17 protein-coding genes are annotated in these 20,120 nt (G+C 69.1%); 4 read left to right on the top strand and 13 right to left on the bottom strand.

Features of this window, described 5'->3' with window-relative positions; translation table 11 throughout:
• Positions 1-36: 36 nt before the first annotated feature.
• From IM660_RS11345 to IM660_RS11355, 3 genes are read right to left on the bottom strand one after another with little or no spacing between them, the layout of a single operon-like run.
• Positions 37-1,425, bottom strand: a complete 1,389-nt coding sequence (locus tag IM660_RS11345; RefSeq protein ID WP_193495586.1) for a mycothione reductase — start codon at positions 1,423-1,425, stop codon at positions 37-39.
• A gap of 59 nt (positions 1,426-1,484) precedes the next feature.
• On the bottom strand, positions 1,485-2,471 hold the full coding sequence (locus IM660_RS11350; RefSeq protein ID WP_193495587.1) for a pirin family protein: 987 nt from the start codon (positions 2,469-2,471) through the stop codon (positions 1,485-1,487).
• Positions 2,468-2,881: a DUF488 domain-containing protein gene (locus IM660_RS11355; protein ID WP_193495589.1), complete on the bottom strand. Its 414-nt coding sequence runs from the start codon at positions 2,879-2,881 to the stop codon at positions 2,468-2,470. Before IM660_RS11355 ends, IM660_RS11350 begins: the two co-directional genes overlap by 4 nt.
• A gap of 185 nt (positions 2,882-3,066) precedes the next feature.
• Between IM660_RS11355 and IM660_RS11360 the strand changes: the two genes are divergently transcribed.
• Together IM660_RS11360 and IM660_RS11365 are read left to right on the top strand one after the other, a co-directional pair.
• The gene (locus tag IM660_RS11360) at positions 3,067-3,366 is read left to right on the top strand and encodes a DUF1540 domain-containing protein (RefSeq protein ID WP_193495591.1); all 300 of its coding nucleotides are present in this window, start codon (positions 3,067-3,069) and stop codon (positions 3,364-3,366) included.
• Entirely contained in the window at positions 3,363-3,554 is a 192-nt protein-coding gene (locus IM660_RS11365; protein ID WP_193495593.1) for a hypothetical protein, read from the top strand. The genes IM660_RS11360 and IM660_RS11365 overlap by 4 nt, the downstream gene beginning before the upstream one ends.
• Before the next feature lie 110 nt (positions 3,555-3,664).
• Here IM660_RS11365 and IM660_RS11370 read toward each other — a convergent pair whose 3' ends face one another.
• Entirely contained in the window at positions 3,665-4,879 is a 1,215-nt protein-coding gene (locus IM660_RS11370; protein ID WP_193495594.1) for an amidohydrolase, read from the bottom strand.
• 26 nt (positions 4,880-4,905) lie between these two features.
• Positions 4,906-5,544, bottom strand: coding sequence for a GntR family transcriptional regulator (locus IM660_RS11375; protein WP_193495596.1), 639 nt, complete (start codon positions 5,542-5,544; stop codon positions 4,906-4,908).
• 232 nt (positions 5,545-5,776) lie between these two features.
• On the opposite strand from IM660_RS11375, the gene IM660_RS11380 reads away from it, so the two are divergent.
• Positions 5,777-10,225 carry a lamin tail domain-containing protein gene (locus IM660_RS11380; protein ID WP_193495598.1) on the top strand — a complete coding sequence of 1,483 codons (4,449 nt, stop codon included), beginning with the start codon at positions 5,777-5,779 and terminating at the stop codon, positions 10,223-10,225.
• Positions 10,226-10,300: 75 nt separating this feature from the next.
• Here the strand turns inward: IM660_RS11380 and IM660_RS11385 are convergent, their stop codons facing one another.
• The 4 genes from IM660_RS11385 to IM660_RS11400 form a co-directional block, all read right to left on the bottom strand.
• Positions 10,301-11,221: an exodeoxyribonuclease III gene (locus IM660_RS11385; RefSeq protein WP_193495600.1), complete on the bottom strand. Its 921-nt coding sequence runs from the start codon at positions 11,219-11,221 to the stop codon at positions 10,301-10,303.
• A gap of 144 nt (positions 11,222-11,365) precedes the next feature.
• Positions 11,366-12,799 (bottom strand): glucose-6-phosphate dehydrogenase, encoded by a 1,434-nt coding sequence (locus tag IM660_RS11390; protein WP_193495602.1) that lies wholly within the window; start codon positions 12,797-12,799, stop codon positions 11,366-11,368.
• The gene (locus IM660_RS11395) at positions 12,796-14,625 is read right to left on the bottom strand and encodes a glycoside hydrolase family 15 protein (protein ID WP_343071975.1); all 1,830 of its coding nucleotides are present in this window, start codon (positions 14,623-14,625) and stop codon (positions 12,796-12,798) included. Before IM660_RS11395 ends, IM660_RS11390 begins: the two co-directional genes overlap by 4 nt.
• Before the next feature lie 26 nt (positions 14,626-14,651).
• Complete coding sequence (locus IM660_RS11400) at positions 14,652-15,137, bottom strand: nitroreductase/quinone reductase family protein (RefSeq protein ID WP_193495605.1); 486 nt, start codon at positions 15,135-15,137, stop codon at positions 14,652-14,654.
• Here IM660_RS11400 and IM660_RS11405 point away from each other — a divergent pair.
• A complete protein-coding gene (locus IM660_RS11405; RefSeq protein ID WP_193495607.1) occupies positions 15,128-15,880 on the top strand; it encodes a M23 family metallopeptidase in 753 nt (250 codons plus the stop codon). The genes IM660_RS11400 and IM660_RS11405 overlap by 10 nt on opposite strands.
• An 86-nt stretch (positions 15,881-15,966) precedes the next feature.
• On the opposite strand, the gene IM660_RS11410 is transcribed toward IM660_RS11405, so the two are convergent.
• The 4 genes from IM660_RS11410 to IM660_RS11425 all read right to left on the bottom strand — a co-directional run bounded on the left by IM660_RS11410 (position 15,967) and on the right by IM660_RS11425 (position 20,085).
• Positions 15,967-16,761 carry an ABC transporter ATP-binding protein gene (locus IM660_RS11410; RefSeq protein WP_425503884.1) on the bottom strand — a complete coding sequence of 265 codons (795 nt, stop codon included), beginning with the start codon at positions 16,759-16,761 and terminating at the stop codon, positions 15,967-15,969.
• 53 nt (positions 16,762-16,814) lie between these two features.
• On the bottom strand, positions 16,815-17,861 hold the full coding sequence (locus IM660_RS11415) for a FecCD family ABC transporter permease (protein ID WP_193499371.1): 1,047 nt from the start codon (positions 17,859-17,861) through the stop codon (positions 16,815-16,817).
• 68 nt (positions 17,862-17,929) lie between these two features.
• Positions 17,930-18,913 carry a FecCD family ABC transporter permease gene (locus IM660_RS11420; protein WP_246464915.1) on the bottom strand — a complete coding sequence of 328 codons (984 nt, stop codon included), beginning with the start codon at positions 18,911-18,913 and terminating at the stop codon, positions 17,930-17,932.
• A 95-nt stretch (positions 18,914-19,008) separates the two neighbouring features.
• The gene (locus IM660_RS11425; RefSeq protein ID WP_193495611.1) at positions 19,009-20,085 is read right to left on the bottom strand and encodes an iron-siderophore ABC transporter substrate-binding protein; all 1,077 of its coding nucleotides are present in this window, start codon (positions 20,083-20,085) and stop codon (positions 19,009-19,011) included.
• Positions 20,086-20,120: the final 35 nt, after the last annotated feature.

Raw genomic sequence — 20,120 nt, forward strand, 5'->3', positions numbered from 1 at the left:
TGCTGGCAGCCCTTGCCGGCACGGGCATGCGCTCCCTCAGTCGAGCTGCAGCAGCGCGTTCTCCACCAGCTCCGGCATCGCCGGGTGAATCCAGTACTGGCCGCGCGCGATCTCTCGCACGTCCTGCTCGAAGCTCATCGCCTGGATGAGTGGCTGGATCAGGGTGGGCGCCTGCGGGCCGATGATGTGGGCACCGAGCAACCGGCCGGTGCCCTTCTCCGCGACCAGCTTGGCAAACCCGGTGGTGTCCTCCATCGCCCAGCCGTAGGCGATATCGGCATACGCCTGCCGCGCCACGGAGATCTCGATCCCCTGCGCGAGCGCGTGCTTCTCCGTCATCCCCACAGATGCGACCTGCGGGGAGGAGAACACCGCGTGCGGGACGTACCGATGATCAGCAGCCTGCGGGCTCTCGGGGTGGAGCACATTGTGCTGGACGATCCGGGCCTCGTGGTTGGCCACGTGCTTGAGAGCCCACGGGGAGCAGATGTCTCCGAGCGCCCACACACCGTCGACCGTGGTGCGCTGGTATTCATCGACGACCAGCAGACCTGCCGGATTCATGGCCAGGCCACCCGCCGGGGCGTCAAGCAGGTCCGTGTTCGGCACCCGCCCCACGGCCAGCAGCAGCTCGCCCGTCTCCAGGGTGGTCTCGCCCTCCGGTCCGGCGAGCTCGAGCCGCAGGGCACTGCCGTGCTGATCGACCCGGCGCACCGTGGTGTTCAGCCGCACGTCCCATTTCAGGTCAGCCAGCTCGGTGAACCGTGCCGAGACCTCCTCGTCCTCGGCGCGCAGCAACGCACCGGACCGGTTGATCACGGTGACCGCAACCCCGAGCGAGGAGAAGACGTGCGCGAGCTCGGTCGCCACATACCCGCCTCCGACCACGGTGAGGTGCCGCGGAAGCTCCTCGAGTCGCATGATCGTGTCGGAGGTGTGGAATGGGACGTCGGCGAGTCCGGGAATATTGGGAATGTACGGTCGACCACCCGCGGCGACCACCACCTGGTCGGCGGTCAGGGAGAGGGAAGGGCCGCCGTCGTTGGGCTCGATCTGCACCTGCCGCTCCGCTGTGAACCGTGCGGTGCCCTCGTAGAGGGTGACGTGTGCGTTGTCCGGGTGGGTCGTGCGGTAGTCCCGCCCGCCCGAGGCGATCGGGTCGATCCGCCCGAAGATCCGGTCCCGGATGTGGGGCCAGCGCACCTGGTCCAGCGTCTCGTCTACTCCCAGCCGGGACGAGGAGGCGGGTGTCGCTGCGACATCGGCCGTGTGCACGAACATCTTGGTCGGGATGCAGCCGACGTTCAGGCAGGTACCGCCGAAAACGCCGCGTTCGACGATCGCCACCGACCGGTCGCGGAACTCCTCACTGAGGATCGAGTTGCCCGATCCGGTTCCGATCAGCAACAGATCGACATGCGGCACGGCAGAGTCCTTCCAGTGAGTGAGCGGGATGGTCCCAGCCTATGGTCAGCGACCGGCCGTCAGTCACGGCGGCGGCCGGCGCGTGGCCGGATCCGCACGGGCGGAAGCGTCGGCGCTGGCAGCGCCGGTGCCGGATCCGCCGGGAGGTCGAACCGGGGATGTTCCGGACCGCCACTCTCGGCGCCGATCTCGGTCTGCCACGCGCTGCGGAACGCGACGATCTCGTCGTGATCACGGCCCACGAAGTTCCACCACATCACGATCTCTTCACCGAACGGCGGGCCGCCGAAGACCACGACCCGTGCGCCCTCACCGCCAGCCGCGAGCACCAGCGATTCCTCGCGGGCTTCCCGGAATCCCAGGTGCCCGGCCGGCAGCGCCGTGCCGCCCATCGTGACCTCACCGGTGTCGACGAGCACCCCGAGCTCGAAGCCCGGCTGGTCCACCAGTACGCGGGCGCCCGGCTTGAGCCGAACCTCGGCTCCCAGCAGCTGCGTCGCAGTGGAGATCGGCGCCGAGTCCCCGAAGGCACTGCCGAGGAAGACTTGCGCCGCGTACCCCTCCCCGTGCACCACGGGAGGCTCGTACCGGGTGAAGCCGCGCTCGCCGAACCGCGCGTCCTCCGGGAGGGCGACCCACATCTGCACCCCGTGCAGCACCGTAGTCTCGGCCGTCGACCGCTCGGAGTGGCTGATCCCAGCACCGGCGGTCATCAGGCTCAACGCCCCCGGCCCGATGCGGGCCTCGTGCCCGGCGCTGTCGCGGTGCTCGATCTGCCCGGAGAACAACCAGCTGACCGTCGCCAGCCCGGTGTGCGGGTGGGGCGGTACGTCCATCCCGCCGGTGACCGAGACGTCATCGGGTCCGTAGTGATCGAGGAAGCACCACGCGCCGATCAGCGACAGCGCCCGCTGCGGCAGGGTGCGCCGCACGGTCATCGCACGCGGCCCACCGAGTGGCACATCTCGCGGTTCGAGCACCTGGATTCCTGGCCCTGACTGACCGGCGCAGACCACTTCCTCCGGCCGTGCCTCGACGTTGCTCATGACTCCTCCGCCGGGGTGGGCGTGTTCCGCGGGGTCGCAGGTTCGGCGCCGCGCCGCAGCCGCACCGGTTCAGTCAGAATCTCAGCCAGCACGACGGCGTGGGACAACTCGGTCTCCCGGGTTGCCGTGACCAGGGTCACCTCGCCCTCGCGCTGCAGTCGTCGCAGCTGGTGCAGGCTCTGTGATGCCTCGCCCGAATCCAGCTCGCTGCGATAGCGCTCGGCGAACTCCGCGAACCGATCCGGTGAGTGGCCGTACCACCGGCGCAGTTCGTTGCTGGGTGCGACTTCTGGCAGCCAGGTGCCAGTGCGGGGGTCCTCACGCCTGAGACCACGCGGCCAGAGACGGTCCACCAGCACCCGCACCCCGTCGTCGGAGCCGACCGGGTCGTAGACGCGAGCGATACGCATGCCCTCATTGTGCCCGCCGGCACCGACAGCCGCGCGCGAGGGCACCGGTTCTCGCCGATCGACCGCGAAATACCTGACGATGATCATTCATTAATGACCTCCCCGAATGCGGAAATTCTCCACTGTCGGCAATGCGCGAACGGGTCTATTCTTGAATCACATCGGCCCTATGGGAGGTATTTCGAATGAGTACACTCGCAGATTTGCCCACCGTTGCCGAATGCTCGGTGGACGGCTGCTCCTACAACGACCACTCGCACTGCCACGCCGCCGCGGTCACGATCGCCGGATCGCCCGGTGAGGCGCACTGCGCGACCTTCATCCCGCTCAGTTCCAAGGGCGGCCTCGACAAGGTCGTCTCGCACGTGGGCGCGTGCCAACGTTCGGATTGCTCACACAACTCGTCACTGGAATGCACCGCTTCGTCAGTACGCGTCGGCGCGGGAGCGGATGAGGCGGACTGCCTCACGTATTCCCCGCGGTGACCGCGTCACCGTTGGAGCAGATTCATCGCTGGGTGACGGCCGGCGGCGGATACCGCACGCAGCTGGTGCGCGAAGGCATCGCCGTCGACCTCACCACGTGCGACGGCGGTGAGGCCGTGGAGACGGTGACGGTTCCACGCGCTGCTCACGAGCACCTGCGCAAGATCGTCCACCCCACGGGCGGCTGACGGGTGGCTGATCCGGCGCCTGGTCGTCGAACCCGAGCGCCTGGCGCGTGCGCCGACGCACGCAGCCGATACATCCGGGCATGCGTGCTACCACCGACCTCACTCGAGGTTCACAGCAGCGCGCCCTCACGAACCACGACGTTGCCGCCCGCAACCACCAGCTCCCGGCGAGGTACCCTCACCAGCGCGTCCGGAACGTTCTCGGCATCCACGAGCACCACATCGGCCCGCGCACCGGGCACCAGATCACGCTCTTCTCGCCCGACGAAACCAGCCGCCCGAACGCCGGCCAACTCGGCCGCGTACCGAAGGTCCTCGTCTGTGCGCAAGCGGTGCAACCGGGCGAAGGCGAGCGCGATACGCAGCATGTCCCCGTCTCCGAACGGCGACCACAGATCGCGGATACCGTCCGTGCCCAGTCCGAGCGCGACGTCGAGATCGCGCATCTGCTGCCACGGCAACGGGGCCGAACCCACCGGCGCCACCGTCGTCCATGAGATCCCCAGCTCCGCCAGCTCGGCCAGCAGATCCGCCTGCCGTGCGGGCGCCAGGTCCCCGAGCGCGAAGCCGTGGGAGATGGTGACCTTCCCGTACAGCCCGCTGCGCCGCACCCGTTCGACGATCAAGTCGTACTGGAACCCACCCAGCTCACCACCATCGTGCAGGTGGATGTCGAGGCCCACTCCTCGGCGCTCGGCGATGTCGAACAGTCCGTCAAGCTGGGCGACCGGGTCCCGGTCGATCGTGCACGGGTCGATGCCCCCGATGCGATCGGCCCCCTCGGCCGCGGCCCGGTCCAGTAGCTCCATCACTCCAGGACGTCGGACCACACCGTCCTGCGGGAAGGCGACAACGTCGAGGTCGATCCCGCCACCGAGTTGCTCGGCCGCAACCCGAACGGTCTCGATCCCCCGCAGCCCCACGCCCAGGTCGACATCGACGTGGGTGCGCACCGCCGTCGTCCCGTGGCGCAGAAACTCCCGCAGCACCGCCACCGTGCTCTCCACGTTGGGGATGCCCAGCTCCTCCCGCCGGGCGCGCTCGTGTTCGATGCGTCCCTGGGTGGTAGCCACGCCTCCGTAGGGCTGCCACGGCTGGCCCCACCAGCTCTTGTCCACATGAGCGTGGGCGTTGATGAAGCCCGGCAGCGCCAGCAGCCCCCGTCCGTCCACGACGGCGGAGCTCGCCTCGCCCGTTCCCGTCACCTCTCTCACCGGTGCACTCGTGCCCGTGGGCGCAACGTCGGTGATGCGATCACCGGCGATGGTCAGGTCAACGGATTCGCCACCCCAGGGGCGGATGTTGCGCAGAAGAAGATCAGCCACCGAAGAATGGTATACCAAACGTATTGCTACGGTACTCGCCCCAGCCGTGCACCACTCCACTCCCGGGACCGTCGCAGGTGCTCATCCGCGAGCGCCGCGACGCCCGCGACATCCCCCGCTGCCACAGCGCGCGCCAACCGATCATGTTCTAGCGCCACCTGATCCACGTCGTCGTGCTGGCTCAGCAGCCACCGCATCCGGCTCCGCAACGTTCCCTCGAGCTCGCGCAGCAGGGAGTTACGAGCCAGCGATGTCACCACTTCGTGGAAATCTGCGGCCGCCCGCCGAGCACCCACGGCATCACCGGCGCGCGCTGCGGCAAGCTCGCGCTCCACCACTTCCTGCAGCTGCTGCACCCCAGCACGGTCCCGGCGCTGAGCCGCCAATCGGAAGGTCAGCACCTCGAGGGCTTCACGCACCTCGGTGAGCTCGGCGACGTCGTCGGCAGTGAACTCACGCACCACCGCCCACGAGCGAGGACGGGGCGTCACCAGGCCCTCGGCAGCAAGAACCTTCAGTGCGTCCCGCACCGGAACGCGGCTGACCTGCAGCTGCTCGGCCACCTCTCGTTCAACCAGTCTGCTGCCGGGCGCCCGGATTCCGTCGATGATGTCATCGCGCAACTGGCGGGTCACCCGCACCGCCTCGGGCTCGAACTCGGCCATCGCGTCAGTCTAGGCACCGGCGCGGGCTGCCCGCGGGCTAGGCCCGTGACCGAACCGACACGGATGCGTCGCGCCGTGCACCACTATGCCCCGCGGTGCGCCATCCCGGTCGCCGTGGTCACGCGGACCTGCCAGTACCTCACTGGTCACCTGGACGTCCCCTGCTGGTCAACCGCCGTTCGCCTGACCTCCCTAGCCTGCGTGGGTCCCGTCCCCGAACCGAAGGTTCCCCGTGGCCCGCAGGCAAGCCCGACTAGTCGCCGCCCTCACCGCATGCACACTCGCCGCGTTCGGCGTCGCTACCCCCGCTACAGCAGCCGAGCGAGACGCGCTCTTCGTCTCCGAGGTGGTCCCGAACAACGCCGGCTACGACCACTTCGAGTGGTTCGAGCTGCACAACCCCGGTACGTCCACCGTCGACGTGAACGATTACCAGCTTGCCTACATCTACGGCGACTCCCCCGACACCAGCGGCGATGCGCCACTCGCGCTCGAGGGTGAGACGCAGATCGCAGCCGGCGAGACGCTGGTGGTGTGGCTGCGGTACACGAACAGCTCCGGCACCGTGAACTCCTTCGACTACACCGACGCCGACTTCCGCGCACACACCGGGCTCGCCGACGACGCCCCACTCGCCCATGCCACCGGTCAGCCCGGCATGGCCAATGGCGGCGGCCGTGGCATCCGCGTGACCGGAGCGAGCGAGACCACCTGGTCCTACTACATCGACGGCCTCGGCAACGACGTGAGCGCGACGTTCCGGCTGCCCGCCACCACCGAGGAATCCTCCTACCCAGTGCTGGCATCGGGCGTGACCCCCACGCCGGGCAGCATCGAAGCCGAGCAGCTCGTGCCCGCCGACCCGCCACCGGGCCCGGACCCCGAACCGTCCCCGGAGCCGGACCCGGACCTCGTGACTGCCCCGCTGCAGATCACCGAGGTCACCCCGGATTCCAGCAACGTGGGCACGGCGGACGGATATGAGTTCATCGAGGTGTACAACGCCACCTCCGAACCGGTCGACTTCTCCGACTACGCCCTGACCTACCTGTACCCGCAGGACTTCACCACCAACACCAACGAGGCGCACTGGCCCAGCGTGCCTCGCGATGTGGTGATCGACCCGGCCGGCACCCTGGTGCTCTGGATCAAGAACGGCCAGAACGACGATCTCGGTGACGCCGAGTTCAACGCCCACTACGGCTCCGCCCTCACCCTCGGTGAGGACCTGGTGGAGATCTACCAAGGCGGAATGGCCAACGGCTCCTCCCGTGGGCTGGCGATCCGGACGAACACCGGGTTCGACGTCAACCGGGCCTACTACAACATGACCGAGGCGGATGACACCTCACCCGACCAGGGCATCCGCTACGCGGTCTCCGAGGACCTGCAGCTGCAGACCCTGCTCGACACTGCCCCCGCCACACCCGGCCGCGTGCAGGCCGACCAGATCCCCGACGGGCTCATGGTGGTCCCCGAGGACATGACCGCGCCGGTGATCGAGGACCTCACCCCGGCAGAGATCGACCCCACGCAGGACTTCACCCTCGAGTTCGAGATCACTGACGATGTCCAGGTCCGCACTGCGACGCTGAGCCTGACCAACGACATCGATGTTGCTGCCGACGCACCACCGAGGGAGGTCAACCTCACCCACGCCGGAGACAACCTGTACCGGACCACCGTCTCGGCGGTGGATCTGACCGGGAAGTCCTCCTACACCTACAGCCTCACCATCACCGACGGGACCAACAGCCAGACCACCGAGACCGTCCAGGTCCCGGTCGCCGGTGCTTCGACGGAACCGGTACGGCTGAACGTCACCGACGGGCAGTTCGTCTCCGGCACCACCAGCATCTCCGCCGCCGGCGAGGCCTACCCGCCCACGCTCGACCTGGCGATCGACGGCACGTCCGTGGACACCGAAGCCGGCCTAGAGCGGGCACCGCAGTTCGTGTTCGAGGTCTCCCAGACCGACTTCTACTTCCGCAACGGTGTCCGCATCGGTGAGGACGTGCTGTACATCTTCGACGAGGGCACCTACGCCAACACGGTGACCATGTCCACCCCGGTACCGCTGGAGTACGTGACCCAGGGCGAGGACCTGACCGTCAGCATCTGGGCCGGCACCAAGGCCGCGCCGGAGATCGACCCCGACGAGAACAATGACGACTTCGTCATCTCCGGGATGCGGCTGCTGCTGCCGGACGGACGCACCTTGACCCCGGACGGCTACGACGACCCGAGCCAGACGATCGCGATGGGCGACTCCAGCGGCAAGCTCGACTTCTACGACTCAGTCTTCACGCTCCCCGATGACGCCTACACCGCACTGGCCCACACCTGGGATACGACTGCTGTGGCTGACGGCGAGTACGAGGTGAGTGCGACCGATGGCGAGCACCAGGCGAGTGCCACGGTGGTGGTGGACAACACCGCGCCGGAGGTGACGCCGTCGGTAGCCGACGGGCAGACCTATCAGGGCGAGATCGTCCTGGACGCCGAGATCAGCGACGGCTCCGGATCCGGTGTGGAGACGGTGACCGCCACTCTCGACGGCTCCGGCATCGAACTGCCGCACACCACGTCCTCGATCGACCTCGCCACGGGCGAGCACGAACTGGTCATCACTGCCGCCGACAGCCTCGGCAACACGACCGAATCGGTCACCGTATTTGCGGTGCCCGACGAGTTCCCAGGTGCGGCCGCGACCGGACCCACCGACGGTGCCGAAGTGCAGCCGGGCGATGTGACCCTGACCGCGTCGGTCTCCGACCCGACCGGCGACCCGCTGGATGTGGAGTTCCGGCAGGGCTACCGCTACGAACTGGGCGACGAAGAGATCACCACCACGCAGGGCACCACCCAGGACGCGGCCGCCCTGGAGCGCGAGGGCAGTGTGCTCACGGCCGCGGACCTGACAACTGACGCCGGTCTGGCGCCGGTGACCTCCGGCTCCGCCTTCCCGTTCACGCAGTTCGAGGTGCAGGTGCCTGCCGAGGCGGGCGCCGGTGCGGACGTCCGCCTGGCCTGGGAGGGCACGGCGGACGCCGAAGCGCAGGTGATCCTGTACGCCCTGGCCGCCGACGGCGGAGCCTGGGTCGAGGTGGACCGTCACCTGACCACGGCCGATGGTGAGCAGTTCAGCCTGGGCGGAACGGTCGCCGTCGGTGATCATGCTGCCGGCGGTGAGGTGACGGTGCTGGTCCAGCACTCCGAGGGCTTCGCCGGAGCCGACCAGAGCCCGCGGGAGGACCTCGACCCCCACCACCCGGACGACACCCCGCGCAGCGAGTACGACTTCACAATCGGCTGGGAGTCGGACACGCAGTACTACAACGAGGAGTTCTACGACCACCAGGTGGCCATCCACGACTACCTGCTGGAGCGCCGCGAGGAGCTCAACCTCCAGTACGTGATCCACACCGGCGACATCGTCGACGACTTCGACCAGCCCTACCAGTGGGAGAACGCCGACCCGCAGTACGCACGGTTCGACGAAGCCGGGCTCCCCTACGGGGTGCTCGCCGGTAACCACGACGTGGGCAACCAACTCGCCGACTACAGCCAGTACTCGGCATGGTTCGGAGCCGACCGCTACGAGGGCAACCCCTGGTACGGCGAGTCCTTCCAGGACAACCGCGGCCACTACGACCTCATCAGCGCCGGCGGGATCGACTTCCTGATGCTGTACATGGGATGGGACCCGGGCGACGATGACATCGCGTGGATGAACGAGGTTCTCGCCGCTCACCCCGAGCGGGTGGCGATCGTGAACCTGCACGAGTTCATGCTCACCACCGGTGGTCTCGGACCGATCCCGCAACGGATCATGGACGAGGTGGTGGCTACCAATCCGAACGTGCGGATGGTCACCTCCGGCCACTACCACGATGCCTTCCTCCGGGTGGACGGCTTCGACGACGACGGCGACGGCGTCGAGGACCGGCTGGTGCATTCGATGCTGTTCGACTATCAGGGTCTGCCCGAGGGCGGCCTGGGCTACCTGCGCCTGCTCCACTTCGACAATGAGTCCGAGCAGATGATGGTGCGCACGTTCAGCCCCTCCGAGAACCGGTACAACTCCGACGAGCCGAGCCTGCTTGGACCCGCGGAAGACCCGTACGTCTACCAGGACTTCTCGATCTCCTACGCCGATCTGCGGATCACTGCGCAGGACCGGGAGCTCGTGACGGACTCCTTCACGGCCGAGGTGCTCGGCGAGACGGTGATCGCCACGTTCGAGGATGTTGCCACGGGGATGTCCGGTGCAGGCTCAGCGGACGGGCAGCGATCGCTGGCCCGGATGCCGGTGCCGAACCCGGATGGATCCGTCACTCTCTCGGCGATCTGGACCCTGACCGAGCCGGGCGAGTACGGCTGGTTCGTGCAGTCGGCCGACCCGAACGGTGCCGTCACCACTTCGGAGGTGATGACCTTCGTGGTCGCCGGTGCCGGGACCGGTGGATCCGACGCTGGTTCGGACGGTGGATCCGATGGGGCGGGACCGGACGGTGCGGGCTCCGACGATGCAGGCGGCGGGTCTGACGGTTCCGGATCCGGCGGGGATCTCGCCGACACTGGTTCCGACGGACTGCTGGCCCTGGTCCTCGGCGCCGGGCTCATGCTGCTGCTCGGTGCGGCGCTGCGGGTGCGCAAGGCTCGCCCGACCGGGCGCTGACCAGGCAATGACCGGACGGAACTGACGGCGCTGGGGAAGTCCGTGCCAAATGTGGCACGGAGTGGCCCTGGCCCGTCAGTTTCGTCCCGCGGCGTAGTCGACAACGACCGGCGCGTGATCGCTGAGCCGCACCCCGCGATAGTCACGGTCCACCTCGGCGGTCACTGCCCGGCGGGCGAGACCGGGCGTCGCCAGGTGGTAGTCGATCCGCCAACCCGTATCCCGCTCGTATGCCCCGCCCAGCCAACTCCACCAGGAGTACGGACCCTCGGCGTGCGGATACAGGCGACGGACCACGTCCACCAACGTACGAGGGCTCAGCTGGCGGTCGAGCCAGTCTCGCTCCTCCGGCAGGAAGCCCTCCGCCTGCTGGGAGCGCCGCCAGTTCGCCACGTCCAGGCGAGTGTGGGCGATGTTGAGATCACCGGTGAGGAGGAACTCCCGGCCGCGGGCTCGAGCGGCCTTGCGCGATCGGGCAAGTTGACGGGCGAAGGCGTCCAGGAAGTGCATCTTGCGCTCGTACTTGGCACCGCCGTCGGGAGCCTCCCGCATCCGGCCGGCCAGTTGCAAATGCGCCGGGAGCCCGCCCTTGGGCAGGTAGAGCGTAGCCACGGTGAACGGCTCGTCGGCGAGGTCGACCTCGAGATAACGACCCTCGGCGGCGTACCGCGCGATACCCCGGGCCAGGGTGCCGTGACCGCCGCCCGCCGCCCAGGAACGCCCAGCGTCCGGGGCATGGACCAGCACCTCAGCGCCCCAGGTACGGACGGCAGCCGGAGCTCTCCGGGTGAGGATCGCGACACCGTTGCGCCCCGGAATGCCGCCAGGATCATAGGTGGCGTGATAGTCCCCGAAGGCGCCCTCAGGCAGATCCCCGACGGCGCAGCGCACCTCCTGCAGGGTGAGCACGTCGCAGTCCCGGGAGACCATCCACTCCCCGAAGCCGCGCCGGTGGGTGGCACGAATGCCGTTGATGTTGACCGAGGCGATACGCACGGCCCCCAGGGTACGCAGTCCCCCTCCCTGAAATCGCTCGTCGATCTGGCGACCAGATCGACGAGCGATTTCGGGAGGGGGGCGCCAGATCGACGAGCGATTTCAGGGGGACGGGGTGGCGACCCGTCCAGTCCGGTGGGCGCGCTACTCCAGAGCGGCGCCCCAGGAGGACGGGACAGCCGTGCCGGCCGAGTACTCCTCCATCGGCACCTCTCCCCCGGCCCAGGCGGCGAGCACGTCATCGCAGATGCGCCAGCACTCTTCGGCCGCATCGCCACGGACGGTGAGCATCGGGTCGCCGTCGAGGATCCCGGCGAGCACTTCACCGTAGGCCTCCAGCTCGGCCTCACGCAGCGTGGTCGCGAACACGCTCTGCTCGAGCGCGAGCGGGTCGGAGGTGGTGTTGGTGGTGATCCGCAGCTCCATCACGTCCGGGCTGAGCCCGATGACCAACCGGTCCTTCGGATCTGGACCGTGCAACCCGTCCGGCAGGTGCCGCACGTCGGCGAAGGTGATCACCACATGCTTACGCGTGACCCCGAGCGCCTTGCCCGAGCGCAACGTGATGGGCACACCCGCCCACCGGGGATTGGCCACCTCGACCGTGAGCTGAGCGAGGGTCTCGGTCTCGCGCCCGGGAACCACCCCCTCCTCGTCGACGTAGGCCGGCACCTGCCGTTCGCCAACCGTCCCGGCCGTGTACCGCGCCCGCCGGCTCGCTGCCGCGGGGCTTCCGCCCCACAACCGGGTCGCCCGCAGCACCGCGGCTGTCGCGTCCCGCAAGTCCCGGTCGGTGATCCGCGCCGGCGGTTCCATCGTCACCAGCGCCAGCACCTGCAGCAGGTGAGACTGGATCATGTCCCGCAACGCACCCGCATGGTCGTAGTACCCCGCCCGGCCCTCCAGGGCGAGCGACTCGTCGTAGGCGATCTCGATGGACTCGATGTGCTCTGCGCTCCACACCGCCTGGAACAGCCGGTTCGCGAATCGCAGCGCGATCAGGTCCAGCACTGTGGACTTGCCGAGGAAGTGGTCCACGCGGTGCACCTGCTGCTCCGGCACGAGCGTGGCGACCAGCTCGTTCAGATTCCGGGCGCTCGCCTCATTGCGTCCGAACGGCTTCTCCATCGCCAGATGCGTGCGCTCGGGCAACTCCACCTCCTGCAGTGCCTCGCACACCTTCTCCGTGACCGCGGGCGGGAGGGCGAAGTACAGCACGAGGTGACCTGCGCCGTCGGGCGTGGCCGGGTGGGCGCGGCGCCCACCGGTACGCGCCCCGACAGCGCACCCCGCGGCCTGACCGAGCACCGTGCGCAACGCCTCCGGATCGGTGACATCGGCGCGAACGTACGCGGCGCCGTCGGCGATCCTGCGAGCCACGGGCGCCGGTGCACCCCCGGCGGTCAGGGTGCGCTCGAGCACCTCACCGAACGCGGCATCGCTCATCTCCACCCGGTCCGAGCCCACGATCCGCAGCTCTCGGTCCGGTTCACGCTCGAGCAAGGACCCGATCCCCGGCAACAGTAGACGTCCGGTCAGATCCCCGGAGGCGCCGAGGATGACGAGGGTGCAGCTCAACGAGGGCTCCGATCGGTGGGGGCGACGTCTTCGAGGGCATCGGCGGCGCGCACGAGCGCCAGGTGCGAGAAGGCCTGCGGGAAGTTTCCCATCTGCCGCTGACCGTCCGGGTCATACTCCTCGGCGAGCAGCCCCAGATCGGTCCCGCAGTCGACGAGCCGATCCATCAGCGCGGTCGCCTCCTCGACCCGGCCGCTGAAGGCATACTGCTCGACCAGCCAGAACGAGCACGCCAGGAACGGGTACTCGTCGCCGCTCAACCCGTCAGTACCGTTGGTGCGGTAGCGCAGCAGCAGCCCATCGTGCATGAGCTCGACCTCCATCTGCGCCACCGACATCAGCATCCGCGGATCGTCGTAGGGAACGAACCCGGTCTGCGGGATCTGCAGCAGCGAGGCGTCGACCTCATCGGTGTCATAGTGCTGCACGAACCCGCCGGTCACCGGATGCACGCCACGGGTCAGGATCTCGGTGCGCAGTTCCTCGCGCAGCCGAGCCCACTCCTCCACCGGCCCGGGGAGCCCGAAGTCGGAGACCGCCCGCACACCCCGGTCCAGCGCCGCCCACACCATCACCCGGGAGTGGGTGAAGTAGTGCGGATCGCCGCGCATCTCCCACAGGCCCTGGTCCTTGCGATCGACGTGCCGGGCGGCGAAATCGATCATCGCCCGCTGCAGCGACCAGGAGAACTCGTCCTCGTCCACACCTGCACGCCGCAGCTTGTCCAGTGCGATGATCACCTCACCGACGACGTCCGCCTGGAACTGCGCGACGGCACCGTTGCCGATGCGCACCGGCCGGGAGTCGAGGTGGCCGGGCAGGTGGTCAAGAATGCGTTCGGGGAGCTGGCGCTCACCGGCGATGCCGTACATGATCTGCAGATCGTCGGGGTCTCCGGCCACGGCCCGCAGCAGCCAGTCGCGCCAGTGGTGGGCGATTCCGGTGCGCCCGTGTGCGAGCAACGCCTCCAGCGTGAGGGCGGAATCGCGCAGCCAGCAGTACCGGTAGTCCCAGTTGCGCTCGCCGCCCGGGTCCTCCGGCAGGGAGGTGGTGGGCGCCGCCACGATGCCACCGGTCTCCACGTGGGTCAGCGCCCGCAGCACCAGCAACGAGCGTTCGACGGCGCCCGACCAGTGCCCGTGCACGCTCGCCTTGCCAACCCACTCCCGCCAGTAGGTACGCGTCTCCTCCAGTGCCGCAGGCACGTCCAGCGGGTCTGGTTCGGGCCGGTAGGAGGCCGACCAGGTCAGATCCCACACCGCCTCCTCCCCCTCGGTCAGGGTGAAGGACCCTTCGTGACGGCGACCGGCCGCCGTCAGAGCAGGCCCGCGGAGCAGGTAGGCGTCCGGGCCGGCGATCGCGACCAGTGTCACACCCTCGTCGCCCTGCCCCTCTCCCTCTCGCCGTACCCACGGCAACGAGGCGGCGTACTCGGGCCGCAGCCGCAGGTCGTGCACGATCGTCACCTCGCCGGCGGTGCATCGAACCGAACGCACGATATCGGCCCGGTCACCGTCGATCGGCATGAATTCGACGATCTCGCACTCCCCCGTGGGAGTGGACCATGAGCTGCGGAGCACGAAGGTGCCCGGTTCGTAGGACCGCCCGGTGAGCGTGCCCTGCGAGGGTGCCATCAGCCAGCGGCCATGATCGGGCGTGCCGAGGATGGCGGCGAACACCGAGTCGGAGTCAAAACGCGGCAGGCAGAGCCAGTCGATACTGCCGTCGGTGGAGGTCAGAGCTACGGTGTGCAGGTCAGCCAGGAGTGCGTAGTCACCGATCGAAGAGCTCACCCGTCCAGACAACCATGCCCGCGCGGCCACCACAATCGGTTGGCGCCCACGGGGTCCGATCAGTCCAGGCCGGAGAGCCGGAAGATCGGAAACACGCGACCCTCAGAGGTCTTCTCGTACTCGGCGAATCCGGGCGAGAGGGCTTTGAACCGCTCCCACATGGCCGCTCGCGCGGGCTCCTCGAGCTCGCTGACTGCGGCGGTCAGAGTGCGGATCGGCTCGCCCGGCACCTCGATCTGCACATGCTGGGCGCGGCGCAAGCCGTACACCCAGGCCGGATGCTTCGGGGCGCCCGCAGCCGAGGCCACGACGTGCCAGCCGTTGTCCAGGTGGATCGAGGCCAGCGGCCGCACCCGCTCGGTTCCGTCCTTCTTCGGCACGTGCACGAGCACGAGTGACGTGCCGAATCGCATTGGCTCGTTGACCTCGCCGTTGTTGGCCCGGAAGGTGTCGATGATCTGCTGGTTGAAGTCCATGGTCAGCGCAACGGCGGGTGCCGGCCGGACATTCCTCCCGGCCGGGTAGCGTCTGCTTCGTGCCCTCACGCGATGCCCTGCACGATGCGATCATCGTCGACTTCCCGTTGCGCGGATCCGGCTGGACCGCGGTGACGACGCCCGCCGAACGTATCCCCAGCCACGGCACCGATCTGCTGGGCCAGCGGTTCGCCTACGACTTCGTCCAGGTGGACCACCGTCCGGGCTTCCACGCTCATCCGGCGCCTACCTGGCGGATGCTGCTCAGCGGCGCGCCGACCCGGGAGTTCTACGGCTGGGGGCAGCCGATCCACGCGCCGTGCGACGCCGAGGTGATCCGGGTGGTCGATGGCGTGCGCGAGCGTGGCTGGGTGCATCCTGCCCGCGAGGCGGCCCGCACCATGCACACCGCCGCGACTTTCCGGCCGGAGAGCGTGGCCCAGATGGCGGCGGTGCTCGGCAACCATGTGATCCTGCGGGCCGCCGACCACCGCGGCGGTCCCGTGTTCGTCGGTCTGGGGCATCTGCAGCGGCACAGTGCGCAGGTGCGGTCCGGTCAGCGGGTGCGGGCAGGTGAGTTCGTGGGCCGTGTGGGGCACAGCGGCAACTCCACGATGCCGCACCTGCACCTGCAGCTGATGGACTCGGCTGACCTACGGGTGGCTCGCGGTCTGCCGTGTGCGTTCGCCTCCTATGACGTGGTGGAACGGCCCGAGGAGGGGCGCACGATCATCACACCCGTCACTGATGGGATCCCGAAGCGGTTCGAACGGCTCATCGGGCGCGGGCCCGCTGGCGTGGGCCGGGCCTAAGAACCGACCCCAGCCGGCCCGACCTGCCCATTCCAGCAACACGAGCGCTGAGTTGCTCGGCGTTTCGGCTGGCGATGCCGAGCACCTCAGCGCTCGGCGAGGTGGGAGATGGATTCAGCACGGCGGGGTGCAGCGGAGCGCCCGGAGTGGTGACGCCCCTTCGGCACCATCAGCGGGGTCCCCGAGACCGGGTCCACGATGACCTGGCTCGCCAACCCGAACACGGCCTCCACCAGGGCAGGAGTGAGTACCTCCGACGGCGTCCCGGCCGCATGCAGGGCGCCTTCACCCAAGGCGATGAGGTGGTCGGAGTAGCGGGCCGCCAGGTTCAGATCGTGCAGCACCATCACGATCGTGGTGCCGCGGGCGGTGTTGAGATCGGTGAGCAGGTCCAGCACCTCGACCTGGTGGCTGACATCGAGGAACGTCGTGGGCTCGTCCAGCAGCAACACGTCGGTGCGCTGGGCCAGCGCCATCGCGATCCACACCCGCTGGCGCTGACCACCGGAGAGCTCGTCCACGGGCCGGTCGGCCAGTTCGACGGTGTCGGTGACGGTGAGCGCGTCGGCGACCGCTTCGTCGTCAGCGCTGGTCCAGCGGCTCAGGATCCGCTGGTGCGGGTGCCTGCCGCGCCCGACCAAGTCAGCCACGGTGATCCCCTCCGGGGCGATCGGTGACTGCGGCAGCAGCCCGAGCTGCCGGGCCAGCTCCTTGGCGGGCATGCGGTGCACGGCCTTCCCGTCGAGCAGCACCTGCCCGCCGCGGGGGCTGAGCAGCCGGCTCATCGAGCGCAGCAGCGTGGACTTCCCGCACGCGTTCGCACCGACGATCGCGGTGATTTGCCCGGGAGGGATCGCGAGGCTGAGGCCGTCGATCACCATCCGTTCGTGGTATCCGACCGTGAGGTTCTCCACGGTGAGCGCGCGGTCGCGGGTCACAGCACACCTCCGGTGCGGTTGGTGCGGATGATCAGGTAGACCAGATAGGGCGCGCCGAGCACGCCCGTGACGACGCCCACCGGGAACTTGGTGCCGAAGGCGAACTGCGCCGCCAGGTCGGCCACCAGCACCAGCAGGGAACCCACGAGTGCGGCCGGGATGAGCATCGATCCGCGCGGACCCACGATCCGGGCGGCAATGGGACCGGCGAGGAAGGCGACGAAGGCGATCGGGCCGGCGGCCGCCGTCGCGAACGTGATCAGTCCGACGGCCGCGAGGATGGCCACGATGCGGGTGCGTTCGGTGCGCACGCCCAGGGCGGCGGCTGTGTCGTCGCCGAGCTGCAGTGCGCCGAGGTTGCGCACCTGGGCCAGCAGCAGCGGGCCGAGCACCACCATCGCCAGCGCGAGCGGGAGGGCATCCTTCCAGCTGGCTCCGTTCAGACTCCCGGAGAGCCACCGCATCGCCTCCTGCAGCTCCCACTGCGGCGCCTTGTCGAGGGCGTAGTAGGTGACGCTGTTCAGCATCGCGGCCACTCCGATGCCGACCAGCACGAGCCGCGTGCCGGCCACACCGCCGCGGTAGGCGAGCAGGTACACCGCCATGGCGACGGCCACACCTGCCAGGACCGCCACCACCGAGACGGCGAATCCACCGAGGGAGAAGAACACGATCGCCACGGCGGCTGCGGCACCGGCCCCGGAGGTGATGCCGATGACGTCCGGGCTGGCGAGCGGGTTGCGCAGCATGGTCTGGAAGGTCACGCCGCCGAGCCCGAAGCAGGCGCCGGTGAGCACGGCCACGCAGGCACGCGGCAGCCGCAGGGTGCCGACGGTGAAGCTCGCGCCGGGCACGTCGTGGCCGGCGATCACCGCGAGGACGTCCGCGGGCGGATAGAACGTACGCCCCACCATCAGGGAGGTCGCGAAGAGAGCCACCACGAGTGCTGCGAGCACGGCGATCACGATCCGCCGACGGCGTAGCCTCGCCGTCCGAGCCGAGGTCACCGTGGTCACGGCTGCTCTGAGATCCGGTGTGCGCAGCGGAGTGAGCTCGCCGGCCCGATGGGGTGAACTCTCGGCGCTCTCGTGCGGGCGGGTGCGGACGATACTCACAGGGCACGCACCTTGTGCCGGCGCACGATCGCGATGAATACCGGTGCACCGATGATCGCGGTGATGATCGCGACGTCGATCTCCTCGGGACGGGCGACGACCCGGCCGAGCACATCGGCGGCAGTGAGCAGGATCCCACCGCCGAGAGCACTCAGCGGTAGCAGCCAGCGGTGGTCGGGACCGGCCACCAGGCGGCAGACGTGAGGGACGACCAGTCCGACGAAGGCGATCGGTCCGGTGACGGCGGTCACGGCACCTGCGAGCACCACCGCACCGAACGCGGCCACGGCCCGGGTGCGACCCACCCGCTCCCCCAGTCCGGCGGCCAGCTCGTCGCCGAGGGCGAGGGTGTTCAGCCCTTTCGCCATGAGCAGGCAGATGGCGAACCCGACCGCGAGGAAGGGTCCCACCGTGGTGATCGAGGCGGCCGTGGCACCGCCGACGCCACCGATCTGCCAGGACACCGCTCCTTCGGCGATGTCCTGGCGGGGCAGGACGACCGCCGTGACGAAGGATGACAGAGCGGCGGCCGTGGCCGCACCGGCGAGCGCCAGCTTCAGGGGCGTGGCTCCGTCACGCCCGAGGGATCCGACGATGTAGACGAACGTGGCCGTGGCGCCGGCGCCGAGGATCGCGACGAGGATGTAGGACGTCGCCGAGGCCAGACCGAACCAGGCGAGGCCGATGACCACGGCGAGCGAGGCGCCGGTGGTGACGCCCAGGATGCCGGGGTCGGCGAGCGGGTTGCGGGTGACGCCTTGCATCACGGCCCCGGAGACGGCGAGCCCTGCACCGGCGATCACTGCCATCCAGGTCCGTGGGATCCGGCGGGCGACGGCGCCGTGGTCGAAGCCGTCGGTCGAGCCAGCGAGTGCGGCGAGGATGTCGTCCAGACCCACCTCACGTGACCCGAACGAGACGGACACGATCATGACCGCCAGCAGCGCCGCCGTCAGGGTCAGCAGGGCGAGCACGCGCACCCGCCGCGAGCGCTGCAGAGTGAGTGCAGCGTTCGCGGCGGGTGCAGTGGTGGCGGCGGCGGTGATCGGGGCTCCTCAGCCGGTGTCGAGTGTGGTCAGCCGTTGGCGGCGGCGTCAGCCAGCAGCGCGACGTACTGCTCGACCAGGTCCGATTCGAGCACCTGCAAGGGGGTGGGGTTCGCGGCGGTGCCGAGCGGGGCGTCGCCGGGGAGGTTGACGACCGCGTCGTTGGCCACGGCAGGCAACTGGGACAGCAGCGGGTCGGCTTCGAGAGCGTCGATGAGCTCCTGGCCGCCGTAGGTGACGAAGATGTCGACGTCGTTGAAGATGTCGGCCTGTTCGGTGCTGACGCTGCCGTTCCACACGGTGGGGTCGGTGGAGACCTCGACGAGGCTGGCGGGGATCGTCATACCCAGGTCCTCGAAGAACTGGGTGCGGGTGTCGTAGGCGTTGTAGAAGCTGATCTCGCTCAGGTCCGAGGGGTCGACGTGGGTGACCATCATGGCGGTGGCGCCCTCGAGTTCGGGGTGCTCGGCGACGGCGGCCGCGATCTTGTCCTCGATCTCGGTGACCAGTTCCTCACCTTCGGGCTCCAGGCCAAGCCCGGTGGCGTTCACGCGGACGATCTCACGCCAGGGGGTGCCCCAGGCGGTCTCCGGGTAGGCCACGACGGGCGCGATCTGGGTGAGGGTGTCGTAGTCGTCCTGGGAGAGGCCGGAGTAGGCGGCGAGGATCACGTCGGGGTCGGAATCGGCAACCGCCTCGAAGTCGATGCCGTCGGTCTCGTCGTAGAGCACCGGCATCTCGGCACCCAGGTCTTCCAGCTTCGATTCGACCCACGGGTGCACGCCGTTGTCGTCATCGTCTCCCCAGGCGGTGATCGGCATGCCCACCGGGACGATTCCGAGGGCGAGCGCCACCTCGTGGTTGGCCCAGCCGATGGCGGCGACCCGCTCGGGCTGTTCTTCGATGGTGGTGGTGCCGAGGGCGTGCTCGATGGTGACCGGGGCCCAGTCGCCGTTGGCGTCCGCGGCGTCGTTGGAGTCCGAGGAGTCCGCCGACGTGTTGGCGTCGGTGTTCTCAGAGGAGTCGGCAGCAGCGGAGCAGCCGGCCAAGCCGAGTGCGGCGAAGGCGGCAACCGCGACGGCAGCGCGGCGAGTCGTGCGGAACATGGGGTCCTTCCGGCAAGAGGGTGCGGAACTGGCAC

The organism is Ruania alkalisoli, assembly GCF_014960965.1.
Classification (GTDB): domain Bacteria; phylum Actinomycetota; class Actinomycetes; order Actinomycetales; family Beutenbergiaceae; genus Ruania; species Ruania alkalisoli.